General features: G+C 46.4%; 21 protein-coding genes. All 21 read right to left on the bottom strand.

Annotated features, from left to right (window positions below; genetic code table 11):
* Positions 1 to 160 precede the first annotated feature (160 nt).
* The 21 genes from AC1DOV_RS18165 to AC1DOV_RS18065 all read right to left on the bottom strand — a co-directional run bounded on the left by AC1DOV_RS18165 (position 161) and on the right by AC1DOV_RS18065 (position 23,565).
* The gene (locus tag AC1DOV_RS18165; protein WP_477511547.1) at positions 161 to 532 is read right to left on the bottom strand and encodes a DUF3846 domain-containing protein; all 372 of its coding nucleotides are present in this window, start codon (positions 530 to 532) and stop codon (positions 161 to 163) included.
* Between the two features lie 218 nt (positions 533 to 750).
* A complete protein-coding gene (locus AC1DOV_RS18160) occupies positions 751 to 1,701 on the bottom strand; it encodes a carbohydrate kinase family protein (RefSeq protein ID WP_477550709.1) in 951 nt (316 codons plus the stop codon).
* Positions 1,702 to 1,712: 11 nt separating this feature from the next.
* The gene (locus AC1DOV_RS18155; RefSeq protein WP_441874704.1) at positions 1,713 to 3,170 is read right to left on the bottom strand and encodes a glycoside hydrolase family 32 protein; all 1,458 of its coding nucleotides are present in this window, start codon (positions 3,168 to 3,170) and stop codon (positions 1,713 to 1,715) included.
* 24 nt (positions 3,171 to 3,194) lie between these two features.
* A complete protein-coding gene (locus AC1DOV_RS18150; protein ID WP_441874844.1) occupies positions 3,195 to 4,022 on the bottom strand; it encodes a carbohydrate ABC transporter permease in 828 nt (275 codons plus the stop codon).
* Complete coding sequence (locus AC1DOV_RS18145; protein ID WP_441874703.1) at positions 4,022 to 4,906, bottom strand: carbohydrate ABC transporter permease; 885 nt, start codon at positions 4,904 to 4,906, stop codon at positions 4,022 to 4,024. Before AC1DOV_RS18145 ends, AC1DOV_RS18150 begins: the two co-directional genes overlap by 1 nt.
* Before the next feature lie 107 nt (positions 4,907 to 5,013).
* Positions 5,014 to 6,321 (bottom strand): ABC transporter substrate-binding protein, encoded by a 1,308-nt coding sequence (locus AC1DOV_RS18140; RefSeq protein WP_477550663.1) that lies wholly within the window; start codon positions 6,319 to 6,321, stop codon positions 5,014 to 5,016.
* A gap of 191 nt (positions 6,322 to 6,512) precedes the next feature.
* Positions 6,513 to 7,490, bottom strand: a complete 978-nt coding sequence (locus AC1DOV_RS18135; RefSeq protein WP_477550662.1) for a LacI family DNA-binding transcriptional regulator — start codon at positions 7,488 to 7,490, stop codon at positions 6,513 to 6,515.
* Positions 7,491 to 7,662: 172 nt separating this feature from the next.
* The gene (gene murA / locus AC1DOV_RS18130; RefSeq protein ID WP_477511482.1) at positions 7,663 to 9,099 is read right to left on the bottom strand and encodes a UDP-N-acetylglucosamine 1-carboxyvinyltransferase; all 1,437 of its coding nucleotides are present in this window, start codon (positions 9,097 to 9,099) and stop codon (positions 7,663 to 7,665) included.
* Between the two features lie 300 nt (positions 9,100 to 9,399).
* Positions 9,400 to 9,666, bottom strand: a complete 267-nt coding sequence (locus AC1DOV_RS18125) for a DUF1146 family protein (protein WP_076266234.1) — start codon at positions 9,664 to 9,666, stop codon at positions 9,400 to 9,402.
* Between the two features lie 116 nt (positions 9,667 to 9,782).
* Entirely contained in the window at positions 9,783 to 12,986 is a 3,204-nt protein-coding gene (locus tag AC1DOV_RS18120) for a S8 family peptidase (protein ID WP_477550661.1), read from the bottom strand.
* Positions 12,987 to 13,631: 645 nt separating this feature from the next.
* A complete protein-coding gene (locus AC1DOV_RS18115; RefSeq protein ID WP_477550660.1) occupies positions 13,632 to 15,185 on the bottom strand; it encodes an NADH-quinone oxidoreductase subunit N in 1,554 nt (517 codons plus the stop codon).
* A 3-nt stretch (positions 15,186 to 15,188) separates the two neighbouring features.
* The gene (locus AC1DOV_RS18110) at positions 15,189 to 16,820 is read right to left on the bottom strand and encodes a complex I subunit 4 family protein (RefSeq protein WP_477550659.1); all 1,632 of its coding nucleotides are present in this window, start codon (positions 16,818 to 16,820) and stop codon (positions 15,189 to 15,191) included.
* On the bottom strand, positions 16,817 to 18,688 hold the full coding sequence (nuoL, locus tag AC1DOV_RS18105) for an NADH-quinone oxidoreductase subunit L (protein WP_477550658.1): 1,872 nt from the start codon (positions 18,686 to 18,688) through the stop codon (positions 16,817 to 16,819). Before nuoL ends, AC1DOV_RS18110 begins: the two co-directional genes overlap by 4 nt.
* A gap of 8 nt (positions 18,689 to 18,696) precedes the next feature.
* Complete coding sequence (gene nuoK, locus AC1DOV_RS18100; protein WP_339205398.1) at positions 18,697 to 18,999, bottom strand: NADH-quinone oxidoreductase subunit NuoK; 303 nt, start codon at positions 18,997 to 18,999, stop codon at positions 18,697 to 18,699.
* A gap of 4 nt (positions 19,000 to 19,003) precedes the next feature.
* Positions 19,004 to 19,519 carry an NADH-quinone oxidoreductase subunit J gene (locus tag AC1DOV_RS18095; RefSeq protein ID WP_076266240.1) on the bottom strand — a complete coding sequence of 172 codons (516 nt, stop codon included), beginning with the start codon at positions 19,517 to 19,519 and terminating at the stop codon, positions 19,004 to 19,006.
* Positions 19,520 to 19,969 carry an NADH-quinone oxidoreductase subunit NuoI gene (nuoI, locus tag AC1DOV_RS18090; RefSeq protein ID WP_054025448.1) on the bottom strand — a complete coding sequence of 150 codons (450 nt, stop codon included), beginning with the start codon at positions 19,967 to 19,969 and terminating at the stop codon, positions 19,520 to 19,522.
* Between the two features lie 16 nt (positions 19,970 to 19,985).
* Positions 19,986 to 21,002: an NADH-quinone oxidoreductase subunit NuoH gene (nuoH, locus tag AC1DOV_RS18085; protein WP_441874694.1), complete on the bottom strand. Its 1,017-nt coding sequence runs from the start codon at positions 21,000 to 21,002 to the stop codon at positions 19,986 to 19,988.
* On the bottom strand, positions 21,002 to 22,102 hold the full coding sequence (locus AC1DOV_RS18080; RefSeq protein ID WP_076266242.1) for an NADH-quinone oxidoreductase subunit D: 1,101 nt from the start codon (positions 22,100 to 22,102) through the stop codon (positions 21,002 to 21,004). Before AC1DOV_RS18080 ends, nuoH begins: the two co-directional genes overlap by 1 nt.
* A gap of 7 nt (positions 22,103 to 22,109) precedes the next feature.
* Positions 22,110 to 22,751 carry an NADH-quinone oxidoreductase subunit C gene (locus AC1DOV_RS18075; protein WP_477550657.1) on the bottom strand — a complete coding sequence of 214 codons (642 nt, stop codon included), beginning with the start codon at positions 22,749 to 22,751 and terminating at the stop codon, positions 22,110 to 22,112.
* On the bottom strand, positions 22,748 to 23,266 hold the full coding sequence (locus AC1DOV_RS18070; RefSeq protein ID WP_076266244.1) for a NuoB/complex I 20 kDa subunit family protein: 519 nt from the start codon (positions 23,264 to 23,266) through the stop codon (positions 22,748 to 22,750). Before AC1DOV_RS18070 ends, AC1DOV_RS18075 begins: the two co-directional genes overlap by 4 nt.
* Positions 23,251 to 23,565: an NADH-quinone oxidoreductase subunit A gene (locus tag AC1DOV_RS18065; RefSeq protein ID WP_256710814.1), complete on the bottom strand. Its 315-nt coding sequence runs from the start codon at positions 23,563 to 23,565 to the stop codon at positions 23,251 to 23,253. Before AC1DOV_RS18065 ends, AC1DOV_RS18070 begins: the two co-directional genes overlap by 16 nt.
* Between the last annotated feature and the right edge of the window lie 103 nt (positions 23,566 to 23,668).

The raw sequence follows: 23,668 nt of genomic DNA, 5'->3' as shown, positions 1-23,668 counted from the left end.
CTTGACGACAAAAAGCCCCCATCTAGTGTTCAGTAGGGAGCAGGCGTATGATGTAAAAGATTACGTAAGGCAGCAAAAGTTCAGTAATAACAGGGTTCCTACTGAATAACGATATTAACGGAATTAAAAAAGAGCGGAGATCCCTCTCCGCCCTCATTCTTTATATTCTAGTGAATTGGTGGTATGTTTTGCGGTCAATGAAGTTACTCATGACAGCCTTAATTTCGTCCTCCGTCATTCCAACGGGTTCACCATCTTCATCCGTTCCAGTGAAAATAGCATTTCCAATAACGGATACTTTAGGCTCGTATTCATCTTGGTTTCTAATTCGCGATTTCTCGGTCAGATGGAAATTGAATGCTGACCCATCGGACTGCAAATCCATGTTAAACCATAAAACAACATCATTCCATATCGTGATAGATTCTACGTTGCCTTCAGCTATTTCATCTAATGCGTCATAGATGTTTCCCTTAATTTCTATTTCTTTTACTTCTAATTCTTTTTCGATTTCTGCAACAATGACTTTCATCGTAGCCAATGGACAACACACCCTTCGTTCTGCCAAAACCATTATTTTAATTCATTCTATGACAAGTGCTTACCCAATTACAAACTTTCACTTGCATGCACATTTATTAACGTTTGCGAGGACTTATAGCCATTCAGTTATCCATTCAAAAAAAGAGTATGTTTCATTCTCCCGAATTGGCGAGAAAAAACATACTCTCTAAATAGATACAGCTTTGATTACAAAGGAGGAAGCTCCTGCAAAACAGGCAGCGACGAAATCGCGCCTGCTCTTGTTGTCGTAAGAGCAGCGGCGGCGTTCGCAAACGAAACCAAACGTTTGGCCGTATCGGCATTCATTTCGCTTAACGCTTCTTCACTTCGCTGCATCTGGTACAGCAGCGCTCCAATAAAAGCATCGCCAGCCCCAGTCGTATCCACAACGGCTACTTTCTGGCCAGGAGTAGATACTTCGTAGGAAGACGTATACCACACCGCACCATCCGCTCCCTTTGTGTATACAACAGCTTGAACGTCTCCGACAAACAAAGAAGCAATAGCCTCTTTCTCGTCTTCAATTCCCGTCACAAAAGCAAGCTCATCCGAGCTTATTTTGACAAGATGGCTCAAAGGAATGAATTGCAGTATCGTTTGTCTGCACTGCTCATGATCTGCCCATAGCGGCAGGCGCACGTTAGGATCAAAGCTGATGAGTCCTCCTGCTGCTTTCATCCCCGCAATCGCTTTGAGATGCGCATATTTCACAGGAGCCTCAATAAGATCTACTGAGCAATAGTGCAAAATATCTCCTTTAGCGAACCACTCTTCGTTAATCTCATCCTCTGAAAGCAGCATATCGGCACTTGGATTTCGGTAGAAAGAAAAATCGCGGTCCCCGTCGGCTTTTAAGCTTACAAACGCAAGAGCAGTATTTGCTTCATTCGTTTGAAGCACATGCTGGGTATCAACACCTGACGCTTTCATCGTTTCCAAGAGAAAGTCACCGAAAGCATCTTTACCTAGCTTGCCTATAAATGCACTGCTGCCGCCTAGCTTCGCAACCGCACAAGCAACATTAGCTGGAGCGCCGCCTGCTTCCTTCGTGAAACCAACGACATCTTTGAGCTCAATGCCGCGAGTATCCGGAATAAAATCAATTAACGCTTCACCAATCGTATATAGTTTAGACAGATTAAGCCCTCCTAGCTGATGTCCCATTTTTTAAAGGATACCATAGTACAAGCACCTTCTGCGTAGGCGAATATGCCGAGAGATTCAGTACCTGGGTAAATACGGCCTGTCATCACCTTCTCGCCGCCTTGAATGAACACCTCGACGGAGGATTTATCGACGAAGATGCGCAAAGCCAGCAAACCATCCTTCAGTTCAACACTCGTCCTGCGCTCACCGCCAAGACCAATTCCTGACTTATCGCGATTAAATCGGAATTTACCTTCCGCTTGCTGATAAGACAATACGGTTTCTTCTTCGCCATGCACCCTCAGCTTCAAACCAAATTCCTTGGCTTGATCTGCCTGGAACACGACCTCCAGCTCATAACAATCACCGCTAACTCCCATATCTTTAACAACATCTGATAAGTTAATATCGCTTGCCTCATAAGCATTTTTCCGGTAATTTTTCATTTCCTCAAGCGGCTTGAACAATAACGACTCACCCTGCAAAATAACTTCGCGCGGCAAAGTCATAGCGCCGGCCCAGTAATGCCCAAGCTGCGTCGGAATTTCTTGTTCCCATGCCTCCATCCAGCCGATGATAATGCGTCTGCCTTTTTCATCAACTGTTGTTTGCGGAGCATAAAAATCAAAGCCGCAGTCAACCGGCTCATACCGATCATACTGAAAGCTGCTTTGCTTAATATCCAAGCGTCCAATCATATAGGTAGTGGAATGCAGATTACGATAGTCATCTCCTTGCGCTGGCATACGCTGCGGCGACATTACCAGCACATCGTGTCCTCCGAGCTCAAACAGATCAGGACACTCCCAGTTGTCGCCAAGCTTCCCATCACTGCGCGCGATTTCCCCGCTAAAACTCCAACTCACAAGGTCCGTTGAACGATATAGCAAAATAAGTCCGCGTCCCTGTCCATCATTTGACCCTAAAACTGCATAATAAATACCGTCGCGCTCGAATACCTTCGGATCTCGGAAATCCTTCTGGCTGAATCCTGACGGTATTTGGTCTGAACCAATGACAGGATTGCTAGCCAGCTTCTCAAAATGGATACCATCGTCGGAAACAGCGATATTTTGATTTTGACTATAATCAAGCTCTCTATTAGGCCCCGTTATCAAATGTCCCGTGTACATTAAATACAACTTACCATCCCGCTCAACAGCACTGCCAGAGAAACAGCCGTCACGGTCATAATCCTGATCGGGCGCAAGAGCAACCGGGAGGTACTTCCACTTGATGAGATCATGGCTAACCGCATGTCCCCAGTGCATAGGCCCCCATACGGGCTGATATGGATAATGCTGATAGAACATATGGTATTCACCGTTATAATAAACAAAACCATTCGGATCATTCATCCAGCCAAACTCGCTCATTAAATGATAAGCAAGGCGGTATTCCTCTTTCAACAAATACTTGCGTTCTGCAATAAATGTGTCGGCATTTTCTCTTGTATACAAAATAAAGCATCCAACCCTTACTTATTATTTAATTGAGCCTTGCATGACTCCTTGGATAATATATTTCTGCGCAAACAAGTAGACAACAAGCACAGGCAATATGGTCAGCATAAGCCCTGCCATTAATGGTCCATAATCAACCGAATACGTACCGAAGAAATAGAAAGTAGACAACGGCAATGTCCGCTCATTCGGCGAAATTAACACGAGGGAAGGCAATAAGAAGTCATTCCAAATCCATAATACATTTAAAATGGCAATCGTAACCGTCGTCGGAGCAAGCACCGGAAATACGATACGGAAGAAAGTTTGCGTCCGCGTGCAGCCATCGATAAGCGCCGCTTCTTCCAGCTCAGCTGGTATGCTTTTTACAAACCCATGATAAATAAAGACGGCCAGCGGACTGCCAAATCCGACATACATATAAATAAGGGCCCATTTGCTATTAAGAAGACCAATGGTTCCGTATATTTTGACGAGAGGGATCATAATGGCCTGGAAAGGTATGATCATAGCCGCAACCATAAGGAAAAACATGTATTGGTTCGTTTTTGTTTGATTTCGCACAAAATAATGAGCCGTCATTGCAGCTAAAATAGAGATAAGCACCACGCTAAGCACAGTTATGACTACAGAGTTCATAAATGCCGATATGAAGTTCATTTTTTCAAATGCATTTGTATAGTTCGTGAAGCTTAGGCTATCCGGCAAGGAAAGCGGACTTGATGTGATTGCCTTGTTTTCCTTAAATGAGTTGATGAGCAGCATAAAGAAAGGAACGACGAACAGAACTAAAATAACGAAGAGGGCGATGAACTTCGTCCATGCGAGCCATTGGTTCTTTTTCTCCATCACGCCTCAACCTCCAGCTTCTTGCTAAAATAAACCTGTGCTATGGTAATCGTCGCCACCAGCAGGAACAGGACAAATGCTTCTGCTTGGCCTACGCCATAATCCCGCGATAAAAATGCCTTCTCGTATACATGCATCGATACCATTTCCGTACTTTTGAACGGTCCGCCTTTTGTGAGTGAAACGTTCAGGTCATAAACCATAAAGCATCTTTGCAGTGATAGGAAAATACAGACGATAAACGATGGAACCATCAGCGGCAAAATCATTTTGCGCATTTTCGTCCATAGGCTCGCACCATCAATACTTGCTGCCTCTAAAATATCCTTAGGCACATTCATAAGCCCAGCTACATAAATAACCATCATATAACCGGCATATTGCCATACCGTGACGATAATCATCGACCAGAAGGCTTTGTCCGGGTCAGCCAGCCATGAGGAGCTGAATAACGGAATACCCCATTCTTTGCCTAGATACACGAGTACATTCGAGAAAATAAATTGCCATACAAAGCCGAGTACAATGCCGCCTACCAAGTTGGGAATAAAGAAGCCGGCTCTAAAAATACTTTGCCCCTTCAATCCTCTCGTTAATACATAGGCTAGCAAAAACGCAACTACATTAATAAGGGCAACTGAAATAAAAACATATTTTAAGGTAAGCAAAAATGACTTCCAAAAAACAGCATCCTTGAATACCGCTACGTAATTCTCAAATCCAACCAAACTGCTTGTCGTCGATATACCATCCCAATTCGTAAAGGTCAAATAAATCCCATACAAGAATGGAATAATCATTACAGCAAGAAAAGCAAACAAAGTCGGTCCGGTAAACAGCAGCCGCAATCGCAATCGATTCCACAGCCCTTTTTCCGTTATCATCATGATCCCTCACATTCAAGCATGGTTTTGTAATTCAAAAAAACGATAAAGAGTAAACAGCTTACCCCGTCGGTTGGCGGGGTAAGCCTTCTATAAGCTATTAAGGATTACTTAACCGTCTTCCAATACTCCACAATATCTTTCGTCAACTCCGCACGATCCGAAGCACCTGCTAAATATTTCTGCATCGATGCGCCAAGCTTAGCCCAGTGGTCAGCTGGCAGCGTGCTGATTGAATCCTCTGTTTTGCCGTTTGCGATATGTTCAGAAATAGACTTTGCAAGCGGATCTTTCGCTTCAAGTGTAATGTTCTTGAACGCTGGAATAATATTCGCTTTGTTCACGAGGAAGTCTTGCCCCTTCTCGCTGTATACCATCCACTCCAAAAACGTTTTTGCAGCAGCCTGCTGCTCCGCCGTATTTTTTTCCTTGTCGATGACCAAACGCTTCGAAACCGCAGAAGACACTTGTGTATTGCCAAAATCATCTGGATTGTTGCTTATAGGGACAGGTAGAAAGCCGTATTGTCCGCTTGCCGTATCAAAGCTGCTAATTTGCGGCCAAGCCCAGTTCCCTTGGAACCAGATGCCTACCTCGCCTTTACCGAGCACCTCTGGACCGCGCTCATAGGTGCCGGACAATGGGGAAGCTTTGTCGATATTGTATTTTGTCATGACGTCGAACGTATCCATTAGTCCATTGAAAACCGTATTGCTAGCTAAATCGATTGTTCCAGCCTTCAAATCGTCTATAAACTTTGCAACTGCAGCCGTATCAGCTGATTGACCCGCGTAAGCCAGCGGCAAATAATGTGCTCCCAGCGACCAATCCATTGGAGAGATAATAAGCGGCGCTTTTCCCGAAGCTTCGATTTTCTTGAACAGCTCTTCAAGTGCGCTTGTTGTGTTAATCGTTGCTGGATCAAATGTTCCGCCTACCGCTTGTTCTACAACCGCTTTGTTATAAATAAAACCATAACCTTCAACTGCAAGCGGGAAAGCGTAGTTTTTACCATCAAATGTCGTTAGCGCCGTGCTGCGGTCAACGGCATCCGCCATCCACTTCTCACCGCTAAGATCAAGAACACGATCCTTGAATTTCTCAACATCTCCTGTATCGAGCATCGTAATGGTAGCCGGGTTTCCTGATGCATAAAGCGCAGACGCTTTCTCAAAAGGGGACTGTCCTGCCGGTACCGGTATAATTTCAAGCGTAATGTTAGGATTATCCTCTTTAAATACTTTCGCAGCCTCTTCGAGTTGGGCTTGAATCTCGCCCTTCGAGTTAAGCAACGATATCTTTACTGCAGAACCTCCATTAGACGATCCCGCGTTATTCGAATTACCACATGCCGTTACAACCATAACTACCATTAGCGATAATGCTATCGCTTGCATCCATTTCAATGATTTCATTTGATTGCCCCCAATTTTTTGAGATTGAAAAAGATTGAAAGACGATTTACCGATCGTGTAAACCGCTTACAAAACGTATTATATAATTGTGAATAAGAGTATGTCAATCGTTTGACATGTTAAACGATTGACATAACTTTTAAAAAAATAAAAAACCCTTGCTGCACTTGGGTTTTTCACGTTTTTTTAATCTATGTAGAAGCTCGTTTAATCAGTTCAACCGGTAAAATACTTTCGAATTCGAAAGCTTCCTCGTTCATCTGCTTCATAATCAAATCAATCGCCATTTTCCCAATTTCTGCAATCGGCTGTTTCACCGTTGTCAGCTCCGGCGTGAGCCATCTGGCTGCGCTAATATCGTCGTAACCGATAATTTTCACATCCTCCGGGATTCGTTTGCCGGCGATCACACACTCCTTAACTGCAAAAGCAGCAATAATATCACTCGTAGCGAAAATGCCATCCAGATCGGGATGATCCTGAAACAGCTGATGTATAATTTGCTCGTACTGGAGTTGATCAAACACATTCATATCAGTCTGAATGATGACATGCTCGATCCCCTTCTCTTTCATCACGGCTTGAAACGCTTCTGTACGCTGATTTGCGAGCAAATGTAGCTCCAAATTACCGCATATATGCGCAATTTTTTTGCAGCCCTCACTAACCAGCAATTGTGCCGCAAGGCTCCCGCCTGCATAATTATCGGAAGAGATATACGGAATTTCACTGCTGATCTGACGATCAATCGTGACAATTGGCGAGTTCAAATGTTTATACTCATCGACCTGAAGCGTATGACTGCCCATGATAATGCCATCCACACGATTGCGCTTCAGCATTTCGATATAATCCTTTTCTTTCTGCGGGTCAAGCTGGGAATTGCAAAGCAGCATTTTGAAGCCGAGCTCATAAGCATAGTTTTCTATGTGATTCGCGAGCTCGCTGAAAAACGGATGAGCTACACTAGGTATAATAAGACCAATGACGTTAGATTGTTTTCTTAGTAAAGAGCGGGCAATCTCATTCGGCTGGTAATTTAATTGCTCCATCGTTTGATAAACCTTCGTTCTCGTTGCTTCACTAATATAACCCCGATTGTTTAAAACGCGGGAAACCGTCGTCACGGATACGTTCGCTATTTTTGCCACATCGTGTATCGTTGCCATGGCCGCCCCTTTGCTTATTGCAGTAGTAGTAACCATTATAGCTAAATGGTTAGCCTTATTATACTTAATAAATAATTCAAAAGTATAGATTGTCCAAACAAAAAGAAGCTGTTTCAGATAAGCCCTTTGCGACTTATTTGAAACAGCTTCTTTATCTTGTTCTTAACGGAAATTAAGCCCACGTCGGCTGAACTTTGAGAACCGCAACCTCTTTCTCACGCTTAAAGGAAGCAGCTGTATCCACATCAGAAGACGTTGAAGAGATCGCCACTACAGCTGCTGTATCACGCACTGCCGATGTAACTTGGACCGAAACGGATGGCTTGCTTGCCGCCGTGTCTTCCTCGCTAATCAGCTCAATACGATGAATATCAGCCCCAAGAGCTGCAAGCTTGCCTGTAATGTTAACATAACCGCGATCCACATGATGCAGACCTGTTACTTCAGTCTCGCCTTCCGCCCGCAAAGCCGCACAAATAAGTGCTGCTCCTGCTCTTAAATCGGTAGCGCATACCTTTGCACCCGTTAGCGGCATACCGCCATTAACGATAGCTGTACGTCCATCGACTTTAATTTGAGCGTTCATCTTCTGGAATTCCTCGACATGCATAAAACGATTTTCGAAAACCGTTTCCGTTACAACGCTTGTTCCCTCAGATACGAGGAGAAGAGCCATCATTTGAGATTGCATATCTGTTGGGAAACCTGGATGCGGCAATGTTTTCACATCAACCGATTTCAATTGCTTGCTCGATTGTACACGAATTCCGTTATCGCTCTCCGTAATTTCTACGCCCATTTCCTGCAGCTTAGAGATTACCGGCGTCAAATGATCAGAAATTGCACCTTCAACGAATACGTCACCGCCTGTAATAGCGGCCGCAATCATGTACGTGCCTGCTTCAACACGGTCAGGAATTACATTATGGGCTGCGCCATACATCCGGTCCACGCCTTCAATACGAATAACTCCTGTACCAGCGCCACGAACTTTGCCGCCCATAGCATTGATATAGTTGGCCAAATCCACGATTTCCGGTTCTTTGGCTGCATTCTCAAGAATCGTTGTGCCATCTGCTAAAGCAGCTGCCATCATAATATTTTCCGTTGCGCCTACGCTGGCTACGTCTAGGTAAATTTTCGCACCCTTAAGACGCGTCTTTGTGCTGGCTTCGATAAAGCCCTGCCCAAGCGTAATTTCAGCGCCCATCGCTTCAAAGCCCTTCAAATGCTGATCAATCGGACGAGTGCCGATCGCACAGCCGCCAGGCAACGAAATTCTTACCTTGCCTATCCGACCAAGAAGAGGACCCATAACTAAGAAGGATGCCCGCATTTTTCGAATAAGCTCATAAGGAGCTTCATAAGTCGTAATGGTCTGCGCTGTAATGCGCATCGTTTCATTATTATAGGATAATTGTGCGCCTAATGAGGCAAGCACCTTCTGAATCGTCATAACGTCGTCGAGGAGGGGTACGTCATAGATGACGCTGTCTCCTTCTGTCGCCAATAATGAGGCCGCTAAAATGGGGAGTACTGCATTTTTTGCTCCGCTAACACGGACCGTTCCCTTCAAACGCTGGCCTCCGCGGACGATAATTTTGGTCATCTTTTGGTTCCCTCCGCGAACTGCATTTTCTATTTCCTATTTGTGAAAAAAAAGGTTTATCTCACTTTACCCAACCTTCATCTTATCACTCAATTACACCAATCGACAAGCGTTATATTATTACCATTTTTTACATGTCATTCCCAGCGCATTTTATGACTTTTTTCTCCAAAAACGTCTCTTTTTCACGAAAAAACTACGTTCCCGGTACGATTACTGGTCCTGATTTATACCTATTCGCAAGCCATCGGCTTTTTGAGACCGTCATGTATTACCCATTGTTGACATGTTTCGCTTTTGTTATTCGACAAACGATTTGAGAAGAACGGTGTAGCCCCAATATTCCAAGATGAATTTTGCTAACAAATGACCCATAATAATAGCAACAAATACTTGAAACAAACGGGCTTTTGGACTCTTTGGAAAACGAAAAAAAGCTTCCCATTTCACCTCTTGCAGTACAAACCACACCAGAATAATGCTGAGAATAACAATGATTATAGAAAACAACCCGGTCATTCCGGTGTAGTTTTGCAAACCATTTATAAGACCGTAATTAACGTCCATGATGCCTCCTGAGCTTTTTCATGTTTTAAGCTTCAAACTCAAGCAGCTTTACAAACAGCATTTATCTTGCTTCATATTATTAACGTAACTGGAAGCCATTTTGTTTGATGAAAATATTAGGCGATAAATCGGTGGAGCAGCACCGTGTAGTCTGCACGGCTAGCCTGCAGGCTTGGTTTGAACAGATTTGATTCTATCCCTTCAATTTGTTTGTTCAACTTCATGGCATACAGCATGGGTGCTGACCAATGAGACTTTGGTACATCGGCGAACGGATCAATAACAGGCAGCTTAGGCCGTACACCTTCCGCATAACCGATAATCATTGCCATTTCCGCCCTTGTAATCGGCTGATCCGGCTTGAACTCACCATTCGGGAATCCTTTTACCCAGCCTTGCTCTACAGCCCTTGTAATCGCATCATTCGCCCAATGTTTTAATGGGACGTCTTTGAATCGCTTCCCTTGCACGCGACTAGATGAAGCTGGCTTATATGCCTTCACAACCATGGAAACGGCCTCAGCTCGCGTTATGGAGCGTCTAGGCTCAAAGCGATTTTGTCCTGTTCCGTTAATAATGCCTTTTTTGTTTAAGGCGACGATTTCATTTTGAGCCCAATGACCTTTAATATCACGGAATCCAGCAATCAACTCCTCTGATTTCACCTTTAAGCGATAATACTGCTTGTCAAAAGGAGCATCTGCTTCCAGCTTCACGTAATACACACCAGGCTGCAGCAGCTTTTCTTCGGTTTGGAGCTTCCCGCTTGCTTTTGTTTTGGATGCCGTAAGCTGCTTCATCCGTTTATCATAGAGCAAGAGGCTCAAATCAACGTCAAGCGGCACACCGTTTACCGTCATGCTGATGATGCTGGCGTTTGAAACCCGGATTTGAAACCAATCTACGTCGGAGTAGCTGCTAATTACACCAAGGTACTCCGTACCTGGATTAATCATAAACGCCTCGTACGATTTATCGTTTGGTTCATTCGGATCATCATATTTTGGCATATAATCCATCTTCAATATGTAGGTGCCTATGGTCGGACTAGCTTCTGAGGAGATCGCATTGTGAACACGAATATAATATTTACCAGGAGTCACAGTTATGACTGGTGACTGCTCAGTCTCCCCTTCACCCTCATCATCGTACACCATTAATTGCTGACCTGCCTTCTGTATAGCAAGCCCAGGATCAATACGTGCCGTATTCGTACTAAGCGTAAGACTTAGCTTTCCGCTCTGCGTAAAGGTTACCGTAAACCAGTCGCGATCGGCGGTTTGATGAAAGTTGCCCGTAATCGACTGCGTACGAGGCTGCAATGTATAGGCTTCAAACGATTTATCATTTTTCTCGTAATCGTCCGGCTTCATCGTAAAAGTAGACGTCAGCAGATAAGGCAATTCATCGTCGCTGCTCTGATTGATGAGCTCCAGATGAATGAGCTGCCGCCCTTTTTTAACCTCAAGATCAATGGACCTGCTTGCAAGCTTCGTATCGCTCGTACTTTGCTTCACGCCATTCATGTAATGGGTGAGCCTAACAGGCGGAACAATCTTTCCGTTAGGAACAAGCCCTTCGTATTGTATGGTCAGCGTGCCATCATACGGCGCATCGATTTGATACCAATCATGGTCGGATACGCCCTGCAGCAAAGCCGAAATTTGGCTGTTCAGCTGAAACCTTGCAGCAGTTGATTGGGTTTCATTCGGTTCGAAGCCGTCTGGCTTCAAGGTTGAACGTACCGCTTGGTCGATCTGCAGCACACCGTAGCCTGACGTGCTGTCCGCACCTGGCGGCCCAATATCCTTAGCTGTTTGGCGCAGCAGCTCGCGTATCTGGTAAGGCTTCATGTCCTTGTAGCGAGCCCATATGAGCGCTGCAGCAGCTGCGGCTTGCGGAGCCGCCATTGAAGTTCCTTCTTCTTTCTTATAGAGTCCACCAATGGCTGTTGTATATACATTCCAAGGTGCGACAAGGTCAAGCTCAGTGCCTCGATTCGATCGACTATCGACCGTATTATTCGACTTGACACCACCGACTGCGAGTACCGTCGGATAAGCTGCCGGGTATTTTACCGCAGCTTTCTCTCCAAAGGTGACGCCGTCATTGCCTGCCGCTGCTACGAGCAGTACGTTTTTGCTTTCCGCATATTGTACAATGTCGAGCATGTACGGAGAATATCGATGAAGGCCAACCGACAGTACAACGATGCTTGCTCCGCTGCGAACGGCGTACAATATGGCTTCGCCGAGCTCCTGCTCTGTTCCGTCACCTCGGTGATCCAGCGCTTTTATCGGCATGATTTTGGCTTTCCACAGTATGCCTGATACGCCAATGCCGTTATTTCCTACAGCTGCGATAACACCTGCTACACTTGTACCGTGCCCATTGTCATCATCGGGCGAATCACCAGGACTCACTAGATTAGCGCCTGGAACAAGATTAGGCTTCAAATCCGGATGTTCCAAATCAACACCTGTATCCACGATCGCTATCGTAAGCTGCTGCTGCTCGCGAACGGTTTCCCACGCCTTTTGCGCGCCGATCTGACTGAGATAAAGCTGCTTAGACAACTCAGGATCATTTGCTTTCAGTGCTGTAGCTGCTGCTGCAATCTTCGCTGTGGAAGCTGCCTCAGACTCCTGCGGCGCCGCTGGCGGTGTCGATGGAGTCTCTGCGGGCGATACTTCGTTAGGTACAGAAGCTGCCGGTGATACATTGGATGGAGAAGAGCCTGTAGGCCGCGCATTGCTGCGCGCGGCCTCTGAGCCTGCCGAGGCTGCGTCCTCCGACTCGCCGGCAGGCAGAGCAAGCATATGCACCCTATTATTCGGGTGCACGTACTCTACGCCCGGCAGGCTTCGCAGCCGGTCGAGCCATTCCTGTACGTCCGCGCCTTCAGCGGCCGGACGTACGAGCATGACCGCCGCCTCATTCTGGCGGCGGAGCACCTCTGTCCCGCGCAGCTCATGCGCTAGCGCGGGGTCACGCCATTTGAGCAGCCAGCTTTGCGGCTGCTCTGCATCGGCGCCTTCGGCGCCCTCAGCCGCAGGCGATGCTGCGGCCAGCGCCATAGGCGCCGCTACGGGAGCGAACCCTGCGGGGGCTATGCCCCCGAGGGTGATGCTCCCGATCAGCAGCGCGGGCAGCGCGCGACGAAGGAGCTTGCGCGCGGCGAGCGTGGCAATGGCGATTGCTTGCCTAGACAAGCGAGCTTTATGCTTTTTGAGCGCAGAGCCCTGTCGATCATCAGATGGGCTCTGACTAATCATTTGTGAATTTCGTAATCGCTTTGGTTCTTTTTGAGTGCTCATCATTTTCTGCCTTTTCGTATGAAACGGGTTATGGTTTGTTCCCACTTTCAATTGGATATTCCTTAACTACAATTTCTCTTTACAGGTATCAATTCCCTTGTTTCTGTAAGACAAAAAGGACAAAAGTCCTACAACTATCCCGCTCCATAGCTCGGAACGTCAGTATTCGGCACAAACTATTATTTCCCGGTAAATATAGACGAGCGGCAACACTGGTTCACATAGATAGAATAGTACTTCATGTCTACTATACTATGAACCTATACTCCCCCTGCTGCACATTACCCGCAACATTCTCCGCTGAAACACTGTAATTATATTTCTGCTCATAATCCCTGTTTAAAACAGTGTCAGACAGCTTCCTCTCTTCTTGCTATATGCTAGAAATGACTATAATCCAGCCATTACTATCATCATATCTAAAACTGCTGCTACAGTCTGTGTCCTTAACAGTAACTTTAACTATAATGCTGCTTTTTAGCTTATAAACTACTTTCTATTTCCCCTGTGCCACCTCGAAAATCCCCTTCATCGATTAAACAAAAAATAGATCGTTTAAATAGACATCAGCTCCTCATCTACTTAAACGACCTATTATTTTCACACCTCTAGAATACGAATGCTTCGCATCACTCTACTACAATCTGCTTATCCCATTATCATTAAATCGCCCTTGATCGAGAATATGGCATCAATCCATTGCATTAACGGTCCTGGGAAAATACCTAGTGCAATCGTTGCTGCTGCACACAGCCAGATCACAACTCCCGTTGCTCCCGATATTCGCACTTCATTATTTTCTTCTCCGCTGCGCATGAACATTTGACGAACAATGCCAAAGTAGAAATAGTAAGAAATGACGCTGCTTACGACGATAACGGCTACGAGCCAATAAGCTTTAGCATTCGCTGCACCGAGCAAGATAAACAGCTTCCCAAAAAATCCGCCGGAAATCGGCAAGCCTGATAAAGACAAGATAAACACTACCATAGCCGCAGCCGTCCAAGGTGCTCGGTAGTACATGCCCGCGAAGCTTTTCAGCTCCTCATGCCCCGATGCGCGGCTAACTACCGTAAAGACAGCAAACGCTCCGATCGTCATAAACAAGTAAGCAACCAAATAATAAACAAATTCAGAGAAGTTGCTGCTATGAACCATCGTTATTGAAATACCGATAGGCACCAGCATGTAACCCGCATTGGCTACTCCTGACAAGGCCAGCAATCGCTTCACGTTCCTTTGTTTAAGCGCAGCTGTCGTTCCGACGAGCATCGCTGCAGCAGCCAGCACCAGCAGGACCAGGAAGAGATCATTTGATATTTTTGCCGCTTCTCCCGCTGCGCTGAATAAGCTAGTGCTAAACATAACCCTAAATATAGCAGCCAGCGCGGCACCTTTGGCAATGACCGCTAGAAAAGCCGACACAGGCGTTGGAGCCCCTTGATATACATCAGGCGCCCATGCGTGAAACGGAGCCGCTGCAATCTTAATACCGAATCCCGCAATCATAAACAGGAAGCCCACATAAGCAAGCGCTTTGAAATCCTGCATCGCCCGCGGCAAAGCATCCCCAATCACACCCAAATCGACTGATCCGGTTATGCCGTAAATGTACGACATGCCGAACAACACCATCGCCGAGGAAATCCCGCCCGTAATGACATACTTGAATGCCGCTTCAGCAGACAAAGTTGATTTGCGCCTAATGCCAACCAATACATAACTTGTAATACTAAGAAGCTCTAATCCGATATACAACGTAACCAGGTTTCCTGATGAAGCCATCATCATCGCGCCCATAAGCGCGGGAAGCACCAAATAGAAATACTCTGATTTGTCTGTTATCTCCTCTTCATCCCGATCCGATCCAATTGCGAGCAGGATGATAAGCGCAGTACCCGTTAAAAATACAATTTTCAGCAGGCTGGCGAAATCATCAATGCGGTAGCTGTTGCTTAACAGATGGATAGAGTCAGCAGATGCTCCGCCCTGATTCATATCCAACATTCGGAGCACGACTAGCAGCAGTGATGCAAGAATGCCCGCTAACGTCAGCCACCCTGTGAATTTTCGGTTCACGCGCTTCGGCAAGAACAAATCCAATACAACAAGAAACAAAAACATGGCGGCCAGCATAAACTCAGGGGCAAGGTAGAGCATATCCGTCCATGTCAGTGGTATAAATGAAACGCCTTCGTACATGGTTTATCCCCCCGCCCTTGATGCAAGTAATTGTCCGAACAGCTGATCCATGCCATGCTGCACAGTATCCGTAAGGACGGAAGGAAAACAGCCGAGAAGCACAATGAATGCAAGCAGCACAATCATGGGAGCCGCCTCAATTAGCCTTGCGTCCTTAAATGCTCCAAACGCCTCACGCTGTGGACCAAATGTAATCTTAAGTACAGCGCGAAGCATATAGACAGCGGTCAAAATAATGCCAAGCGCCGCAGCCGCAGTCAACCAGCGATGCGACTCGAATAGGCCGAGCAGCGATAGAAACTCCCCAATAAAACCGGATAAGCCCGGCAAACCGAGTGAAGCGAGCCCCGCAGTCAGCAGTACGCCGCTTATAAATGGCATAGAGCGCGCTAACCCACCCAGCTCTTGCAGCTCGGTCGTTCCCGTTCGTTCATTGATGCTGCCAACGATCAGAAATAACAAGGCAGATATGAGTCCGTGCGATACGAGCTGGTATACAGCTCCCTGCAAGCCAATCTCATTTATTGCTGCTATCCCTAGCAATACGATACCCATATGGCTGATGGAGGAATAAGCAAGCACTAGTTTAAACTCACGCTGCCTGAAGGCTAGCAGCGCTCCATACAATATATTTATGACGCCAAGCACAGCGAGCACTGTCGCAAATTGTCGCGCTTGATCAGGGAAGAGCATAATCCCAAATCGCAGTAATCCGTAAGCGCCCATTTTCAGTAATATCCCAGAGTGAATCATGACAATCGAGGTCGGAGCTTCCGTGTGCACCTTAAGCATCCAAGTATGGAATGGAAATATCGGAAGCTTGATGCCGAAAGCAACCAGCAGCATAATAAACAGCACCCATTGCATCGTATCCGACAACTGGAATGGATTAATTGAACCAAGCTGCTCACTAGTCAGGTTAACCCAAGCGGATGCGTCCGCCATGTTGCGGAAGATGTCAGTGTAGCTGCCGCTGTAAATAAAGCTAACTTGTTCGCCTATTTGATCCACGCGGAAGCCCGCTGTATTCACGAGTATAACGAACGCAATCAGCATAATGGCTGAACCAATTCCGTTATAGATTAAAAACTGATTAGCTGCTCGCTCACGATTGAAGTAACCCCAAATTCCGATTAAGAAATACATCGCAACAAGCGTAATCTCGAAAAATACAAAAAACAAAAATAAATCACGCGATAGAAACACGCCAAGCATTCCGAGCTCCAGCAGCAGAAACCATATGAAAAAAGATTTCCATCTTTTCTTGATATGAACTGCTGCAAGTGCAGCCATTGCTGATACGAGCGTTGCGAGAAGCAGAAGCGGAAGCGACAGGCCGTCTATGCCGAGCTCATATTGAAACGTAAACTTAAATTCAGATACGCCCGATGGCACCTCTTTATTTAACGGCACTTCCACCCAGCTATATTGCTCGTCATATGCCGCCCCGCCCTGCTGTTTATTATAATCAGCATAAAGCCACAAGGAGAGCAGCAAAGGAACTAATGTGGTTATGACAACCGTTGTTTTCATCCAGCTGCTGCGCTGCTTCGGAAGCAGCAGCAGAACGATGATACCAAGCAGCGGTGCCAGTAATATAAGTGATAATATCGGAATGTCACTCAGGATGCTCATGGCAGGAACCTCCTTCCAACGATAGCAGCCACAAGAATGACGAACCCGATAACAGCTGCCAAACCGTAGGTTTGTACTTGACCGTTCTGCAGACGGGCAGCCACTCTCCCAGCCGAGGTTACAGCCGTGCCTGTCATCCTCACGATTCCACCTATGACATAAGAATCAAACGCCATAAGCGCAGAGCCAATCAGCTTCAGCGGCTTCACTATGATAACGGCATAAAGCTCATCGATGTAATAACTATTTTCCAGCAGCTTGACTAGCTTAGGCATTTTTTCTTGCAGTACATCTTTGTTCACACTGTTTTTCCCATAGATGAGCCAGCCAATATAGATACCTAGCAGGCCAACCGCAATGGATGCAACAATGGCGATGCCGCTTTTATGAGGCGACTCTCCCCCATCGGTGATCCATGAGCCAAATGCGCCGTTCCATGGCGTCTCAATAAACCCAACAATAATGGCGAGAGCAGCCAGCACGATCATCGGCAGCGTCATCGAAACTGGTGATTCTTTCGCATGAGAAGAGGCCTCGTTTGGTTTTCCCATAAATACAAGGAAGAACAATCGAGACATATAAAGCGCCGTACAGAAAGCGGCTGCCAAACCTACAATAAATAATAATGGATTCGTCTCCCAAGCAACCGTCAAAATTAAATCCTTCGACCAAAAGCCGGATAATGGCGGAATGCCAGCGAGCGCTAAAGCGCCGATTGCGAACGTCCATGTCGTTACTTTCATTTTCGAGGCAAGTCCGCCCATCTCATGAATGTTCTGTGTATGTACCGCATGAATGATGCTGCCAGCACCAAGGAAGAGCAGCGCTTTGAAGAAAGCGTGCGTGAACAGGTGGAAGATGCCGCCTGTTAAGGAACCCAGACCAAGCGCCATCATCATATAACCCAACTGGCTGACCGTAGAATAGGCTAATATCCGTTTAATATCCTTTTGTACGAGTGCAATCGTCGCAGCGAATATAGCTGTAAAACCGCCTACATATGCGATGGTCTCCATAGCAGCTGCAGAATCCTGAAAAATATCATACGTTCGTGCAATAAGGAATACCCCTGCCGCAACCATAGTAGCAGCATGAATCAGTGCACTGATCGGTGTCGGGCCCTCCATTGCATCTGGAAGCCACACATGAAGCGGAAACTGGCCTGATTTGCCGATCGCGCCTACAAAAATAAGCAAAGCAATCAACGTCGTAATCCCGTTCGTAATCGCACCCGATTGCCCATCAAATACGCTTTGAATCGTAGTGAAATCAAGGGCATGATCCGGCATATACCAGAAAAGGAGCATAATAGCGATCAGCAAGCCAACATCGCCGATTCTTGTCACAATAAATGCCTTCTTGGCCGCCGCTCGCGCTTTAGGCAGTGTAAACCAGAAGCCAATGAGCAAGAACGAGCATACGCCAACTAGTTCCCAGAAAATATAAAGCGATAATAAATTATCGGATAATACAAGTCCCAGCATAGAGAATGTGAACAAGGCAACATAACCAAAAAACACGGTTATTCGCTCATCATTTTTCATATAACCGGCCGAGTATACATTCACGAGAAAGCTGACGAGTGTCACGACCACCAGCATAAGCGCTGTCAGGTTGGTCACTTCGAAACCAATCTTCAACGTATAATCTCCGATAGCAATCCAATCAAAGGAATAATTATAATCCACTTCATTGGTACCAAGTCGATCAATCATAATAAGCAAAGATAGAACGAAGGCGCCAAATGATCCAAGCGAACCGATTATAACGCCCGCTCGTCGATAGCTGCGACCGAGCGCCGTCAAAACGAGGAATGCTGCCAGCGGAAACAGCGGAATTAACCAAGCCGTCTGTGAGTACATATTCATACGCCGCGCTACCTCCTCATTTTGTCAAACTCATCGACATTAACTGTCCCGCGCAATCTGAACAATGCTATTAATATAGCTACCCCAATCGCTGCTTCTGCCGCTGCGACTGTAATTGTAAATAATGAAAAAATTTGCCCCGTCAATGACGGAACAACACCATATTTGGAGAAGGCAATAAGATTCAAGTTGACCGCATTCAGCATTAGCTCAAGCGAGAGCAGTACGACGACTGCATTTCTTTTCACTAATGCGCCATATAGCCCAATGCAAAACAGAATAGCCGCCATCGTTAAATAGGAAGGAAGCATGTAATTATTCCTCCTCCTTTTTGGCAAGTACGATTGCTCCAATAAATGCTACCGTCAGCAGCACCGAGAGCAGCTCAAACGGTATCACATACCCTGTGTATAAGAGCTCGCCAATTGCCATCGTATTGTCCTCTCCAGCTTGAAAAGACTGCGGCTCTGGAAAAGTTGTTGAACGGATCGCATAAAACAATAGGCCAAACAAGCTGAGCGCGCCTACAGCGGCAAGCGTTTCATGGAGCGGCTTCACCGGCTCACGCTCTCCTGGCTGATGTTTCGTCATCATAATACCGAATATCATCAGAATCGAGACTGCTCCAGCATAGATAAGCACCTGAACAAATGCGACAAACTCAGCTTCCAGAAGCACGAACATTCCGGCTAAGCCTAGAAATACAGCAGCCATAGAGATGACCATATGTACGACCTTCTCTAAGCTGATCATTAGGACAGCGCCGCATATCATGATGGCTGAGAAGATAAAAAAAGCGACAAATTCGCCTGTAAAATCAATATTGAACAACTATTTTGCGCCCCCTTTGGCCGGCGCTCCGATATTGTTATTGTCCTGCCGAGTAAGTGTATTATTGTCTGTCAGCCATTCTGCATCCTTGAACAAATCATCGCGGCTGAAGGTTGCCAGCTCGAAATGATTGGACATAACGATCGCTTCGGTCGGACAAACCTCGGTGCACAGATCACATAAGATGCATATTTCAAAATTAATATCAAAAGTATCAATTACCTTGCCCTTTTTATCAGGGTCCGGGTTCGGTTTGCCGGTCAGCGTAATGCAGTCGGTTGGACAAATGCGTGCGCATTGGTTGCAAACGATACATAAATCCGGGATAAAGTGCTGAATACCACGGAAGCGATCCGGCATGACAAAGGGCACATCAGGATAGGAGGTGGTCACTTTTGGAGCCGTCATTGATTTGAGCGTTACACCCAGTCCTTGCAGCATTCCTTTCATTTCCTTCTCCCCTTTGCTAGTTCTTGATAAACAGCTCTAAATATACAGCCGTTAGAAACACATTAAGCAGCGACACCGGCAGCAGCACCTTCCAGCCAAGACCCATAAGCTGATCTACTCGTATGCGCGGCAGTGTAGCACGAATCCAAAATAAGAAAAACACAATAAACGCAAACTTGAGCAAAAACCATATAATGCCCGGTACAAAATCAAGAAATGGCGCCGGTGCGTGCCAGCCGCCCAGAAACAATACTGTTGTTAATGCAGCAATGGCATAAACGTATACGTATTCCGAGAGCATAAAAAATGCAAACCGAAAGCCGCTATATTCAACGTGATAACCTGCAACAAGCTCAGATTCCGCCTCCGGCAAATCGAAGGGCGTACGATTGAGCTCGGATACAGCTGCAATAATAAAGACAATGAAACCGATAATTTGAGGAATAAAGTTCCAATTCCAAAACCAGCCGCCATCCTGCGCCGCTACAATATCACGCAGATTCAAGCTTCCACTAAGTAAAATAACGCCTACTACCGAAATAACAAGCGGTACCTCATAGCTTATCATTTGTGCCGCCGAGCGCATACCCCCAAGGAGCGCATACTTATTATTGGAAGCCCAGCCGCCAAGCACGATGGCAAGCGTCGAGATGCCTGACAGGGCTACATAATAGAGCAAACCAACATTCAGATCTGCGAAATATAAGTTTTGTGTATAGGGAAGTACAGCGAGTACGGAGAATGCCGGTATGTATGCTAGGGCAGGCGCAAGAATGAACAATGCCCGATCTGCCTTGCGCGGAATCGTGTCCTCTTTAATGAGCAGCTTAAAAATATCCGCTACCGTCTGCAGCAAGCCAAAGGGCCCTACGCGATTGGGACCGATGCGAAGCTGCATCCACCCGATTACTTTACGCTCGAAATAAATGGCGTACGTGACGAAACCAAGCACAATGAATAGAAATACGACAGCCCAAAGGAACAGCACAAGTGCATTTCCCCAAGTTAGCGATTGGTTAAGCCATGACTGCATTAGCAATCGACCTCCCCGACGACAATATCAATGCCGCCTAGTATCGTAATGAGGTTTGTCATCGTTTCGCCTACAAGCAGCTTCGGCAGTATTTGCAAATTAACGAATGACGGTCTTCTGAATTTGAGCCTATAGGGTTCTGCTTTGCCTTTGGATACGATATGGCAGCCAATTTCGCCGCGCGGCGATTCGATCCGCACATACACCTCGCCAGCAGGGGGCCTTATTGCGCGCGGAACCTTCCCCATTGTCTCCCCGCCAGAAGGAAATTGCTCCAGCGCCTGCTTCAAAATACGCAAGCTTTGGCGGATTTCTTCCAGCCGAATCCGATAGCGATCATAACAATCTCCCACTTTTCCAAGCGGCACATCAAATTCAAATTGGCTGTACAAGCTGTAGGGCTCCGCCTTGCGAATATCAAAGTCTACACCTGTACAACGCAAGTTGGCTCCAGATAAGCCATAATCAATCGCTGTTGCCGCATCATATTTTCCTATCCCTTTAATGCGGGCAAGGAAAATTTCGTTGCCGCTGACGAGCTTATCATACTCTTGCAGCTTATTCTCCATATAAGGAATAAAGTCGCGCACTTTGTCCAGCCAGCCCGGAGGCGCATCCCACTTCACTCCGCCAACTCGCATGTAATTGTAAGTTAATCTTGCGCCGCACAGCTCATTAAATAAATCGATAATGATTTCCCGGTCACGGAATGCGTAAAGAAACGGACTCATTGCCCCAATATCAAGTAGATAAGTTCCCCACCATACTAGATGGCTAGCTATACGCTGCAGTTCCATAACGAGAAGCCTGAGATACTCCGCCCGCTGCGGTACTTCAAGCCCCATCATCGTTTCCACTGCATGTACGAGAACATAATTATTAGTCATTGCAGAGACGTAATCCATTCGATCGGTGTAGGGGATGATTTGCGTGAAATTTAAGTTTTCCGCGATCTTCTCGGTGCCTCGGTGCAAATAACCCATGACAGGTGTCGCTTCGGTTATGACTTCACCATCGAGCTTAACGATAATCCGGAATACGCCATGCGTGCTTGGATGCTGAGGACCTACATTTAGTAGCAGTTCTTCTGTACGAATCAAGGGCTGCCTACACCTCCGAATCTATCGACTCATAATCTTTGCGCAGCGGATGGCCCACCCAGTCATCAGGCATCATGATCCGCCGCATATCGGGGTGTCCAGGAAAATCAACTCCCAGTAAATCGTAAATTTCACGTTCGTTCCAATTCGCTGTTGCCCAGACTGGTGTTGCCGAATAGACGGCTGACGCTTCCCGCTCCGTCTTTATCTTAATTCCGACCTCTCTTTTGGTTCCAAGCGAGATCATATGATATACCACTTCTATGTGGGTCTCGTAATCGACACCTGACACATTACGCAAATAATTAAATTGAAGCTGCTCGTGCTCCTTAAGCATCTTTGCAGCTTCACGCCAGTGTTCATTGCGTAAGATAATCATCGGCATATCGCCATTCAGTTCATTTACATAGGCATCCTCAACCGATGCCTCTGCGACTTCCTGCTTCAGAAGCGCGACTATGGCATCAAGCTCAGGCTGCCTTGGCGAAGGCACTTTCGGCTGCTCCGGCTCTGCTTCACTCGCTTCTGCTTCGGCCTTTGCTTTTGCTGCCGCTCTCGCTGCGCGTGCTTCCGCAGCTGCCTTCAGCTTGGCTTCCTTCTCCGGGTCTACGGGAGGCGTGTCTGCGACCGGTTTATCCTCTTCACTCATCGACTGGTCACCCGCTTCCCAGTCTTCGCTTCATAGCGAATTTTCTCCTGCAGTTTATTGATGCCATAGATCAGCGCGGCCGGATTAGGCGGACAGCCCGGAATATACACATCAACAGGCACGATCTGATCAACGCCTTTGATGACTGAATAGGACTTAATATAAGGTCCGCCAGCCGTTGCGCAGGATCCCATTGCGATAACCCACTTCGGCTCTGGCATTTGATCATAAAGCCTGCGTAAAAGGGGACCCATCTTCTTCGTCACTGTACCGGCCACAATCATCACATCAGACTGTCGCGGCGAGGTTCGGAACATCACTCCAAAACGATCCAGATCATAATGCGATGCGCCCGTTCCCATCATTTCAATCGCACAGCAAGCAAGGCCGAATGTGAGCGGCCATAACGAGTTGCTTCTTGCCCAAGCCTTCAATTGCTCCAAGGTGCCCATAAATACGTTGCGTTCCAGCTCTTTGCGTTCCTCTAACGAAATTGATTCTAAACTGAATTCCATTTCAGCACCTTCTTTTTCCAGGCATATAGAAGACCAATAAGCAGCATTCCCGCAAAAATCAACATTTCGACTAGCACAAATAAGCCGAGCTTATTATATGCGACGGCCCAAGGATATAAGAAAACGGTTTCTACATCAAAGATGACAAACATTAGTGCAAACAAGTAATAGCGGATGTTAAAACGGACCTGTCCCTCACCTACCGGCTCATTTCCGCTTTCATAGGTGGTTTGTTTGAGCTCACTTGGCTTATTCGGCCTTAGCAGTCTTCCTACAGTTAATGCAACGACGGGAAGCATAATGCCAAGCACGATAAAAATAGCCACGACGACATAATTATTGGAGTAGTGTTCCACACGATCGCCTCCGTAAATTTGAGTAGGTAGCCGCTTGGTCAATTTT

It is taken from the genome of Paenibacillus sp. 01T47, assembly GCF_056398245.1.
The sequence above is the reverse complement of the archived record's forward strand: the minus strand, read 5'-3'. Positions and strand labels throughout refer to the sequence as shown.

Bases quoted from the DNA above. Each gene is read 5' to 3' on its own strand.
- AC1DOV_RS18165 (WP_477511547.1), bottom strand. From the start codon at position 532: ATGAAAGTCATTGTTGCAGAAATCGAAAAAGAATTAGAAGTAAAAGAA.
- AC1DOV_RS18150 (WP_441874844.1), bottom strand. From the start codon at position 4,022: ATGGAGAAAAAGAACCAATGGCTCGCATGGACGAAGTTCATCGCCCTC.
- AC1DOV_RS18145 (WP_441874703.1), bottom strand. From the start codon at position 4,906: ATGATAACGGAAAAAGGGCTGTGGAATCGATTGCGATTGCGGCTGCTG.
- AC1DOV_RS18140 (WP_477550663.1), bottom strand. From the start codon at position 6,321: ATGAAATCATTGAAATGGATGCAAGCGATAGCATTATCGCTAATGGTA.
- AC1DOV_RS18135 (WP_477550662.1), bottom strand. From the start codon at position 7,490: ATGGCAACGATACACGATGTGGCAAAAATAGCGAACGTATCCGTGACG.
- murA (WP_477511482.1), bottom strand. From the start codon at position 9,099: ATGACCAAAATTATCGTCCGCGGAGGCCAGCGTTTGAAGGGAACGGTC.
- AC1DOV_RS18125 (WP_076266234.1), bottom strand. From the start codon at position 9,666: ATGGACGTTAATTACGGTCTTATAAATGGTTTGCAAAACTACACCGGA.
- AC1DOV_RS18120 (WP_477550661.1), bottom strand. From the start codon at position 12,986: ATGATGAGCACTCAAAAAGAACCAAAGCGATTACGAAATTCACAAATG.
- AC1DOV_RS18115 (WP_477550660.1), bottom strand. From the start codon at position 15,185: ATGTACGAAGGCGTTTCATTTATACCACTGACATGGACGGATATGCTC.
- AC1DOV_RS18110 (WP_477550659.1), bottom strand. From the start codon at position 16,820: ATGAGCATCCTGAGTGACATTCCGATATTATCACTTATATTACTGGCA.
- nuoL (WP_477550658.1), bottom strand. From the start codon at position 18,688: ATGAATATGTACTCACAGACGGCTTGGTTAATTCCGCTGTTTCCGCTG.
- nuoK (WP_339205398.1), bottom strand. From the start codon at position 18,999: ATGCTTCCTTCCTATTTAACGATGGCGGCTATTCTGTTTTGCATTGGG.
- nuoI (WP_054025448.1), bottom strand. From the start codon at position 19,969: ATGAAAGGAATGCTGCAAGGACTGGGTGTAACGCTCAAATCAATGACG.
- nuoH (WP_441874694.1), bottom strand. From the start codon at position 21,002: ATGCAGTCATGGCTTAACCAATCGCTAACTTGGGGAAATGCACTTGTG.
- AC1DOV_RS18075 (WP_477550657.1), bottom strand. From the start codon at position 22,751: ATGAGTGAAGAGGATAAACCGGTCGCAGACACGCCTCCCGTAGACCCG.
- AC1DOV_RS18070 (WP_076266244.1), bottom strand. From the start codon at position 23,266: ATGGAATTCAGTTTAGAATCAATTTCGTTAGAGGAACGCAAAGAGCTG.
- AC1DOV_RS18065 (WP_256710814.1), bottom strand. From the start codon at position 23,565: ATGCTTCCCGTCGTTGCATTAACTGTAGGAAGACTGCTAAGGCCGAAT.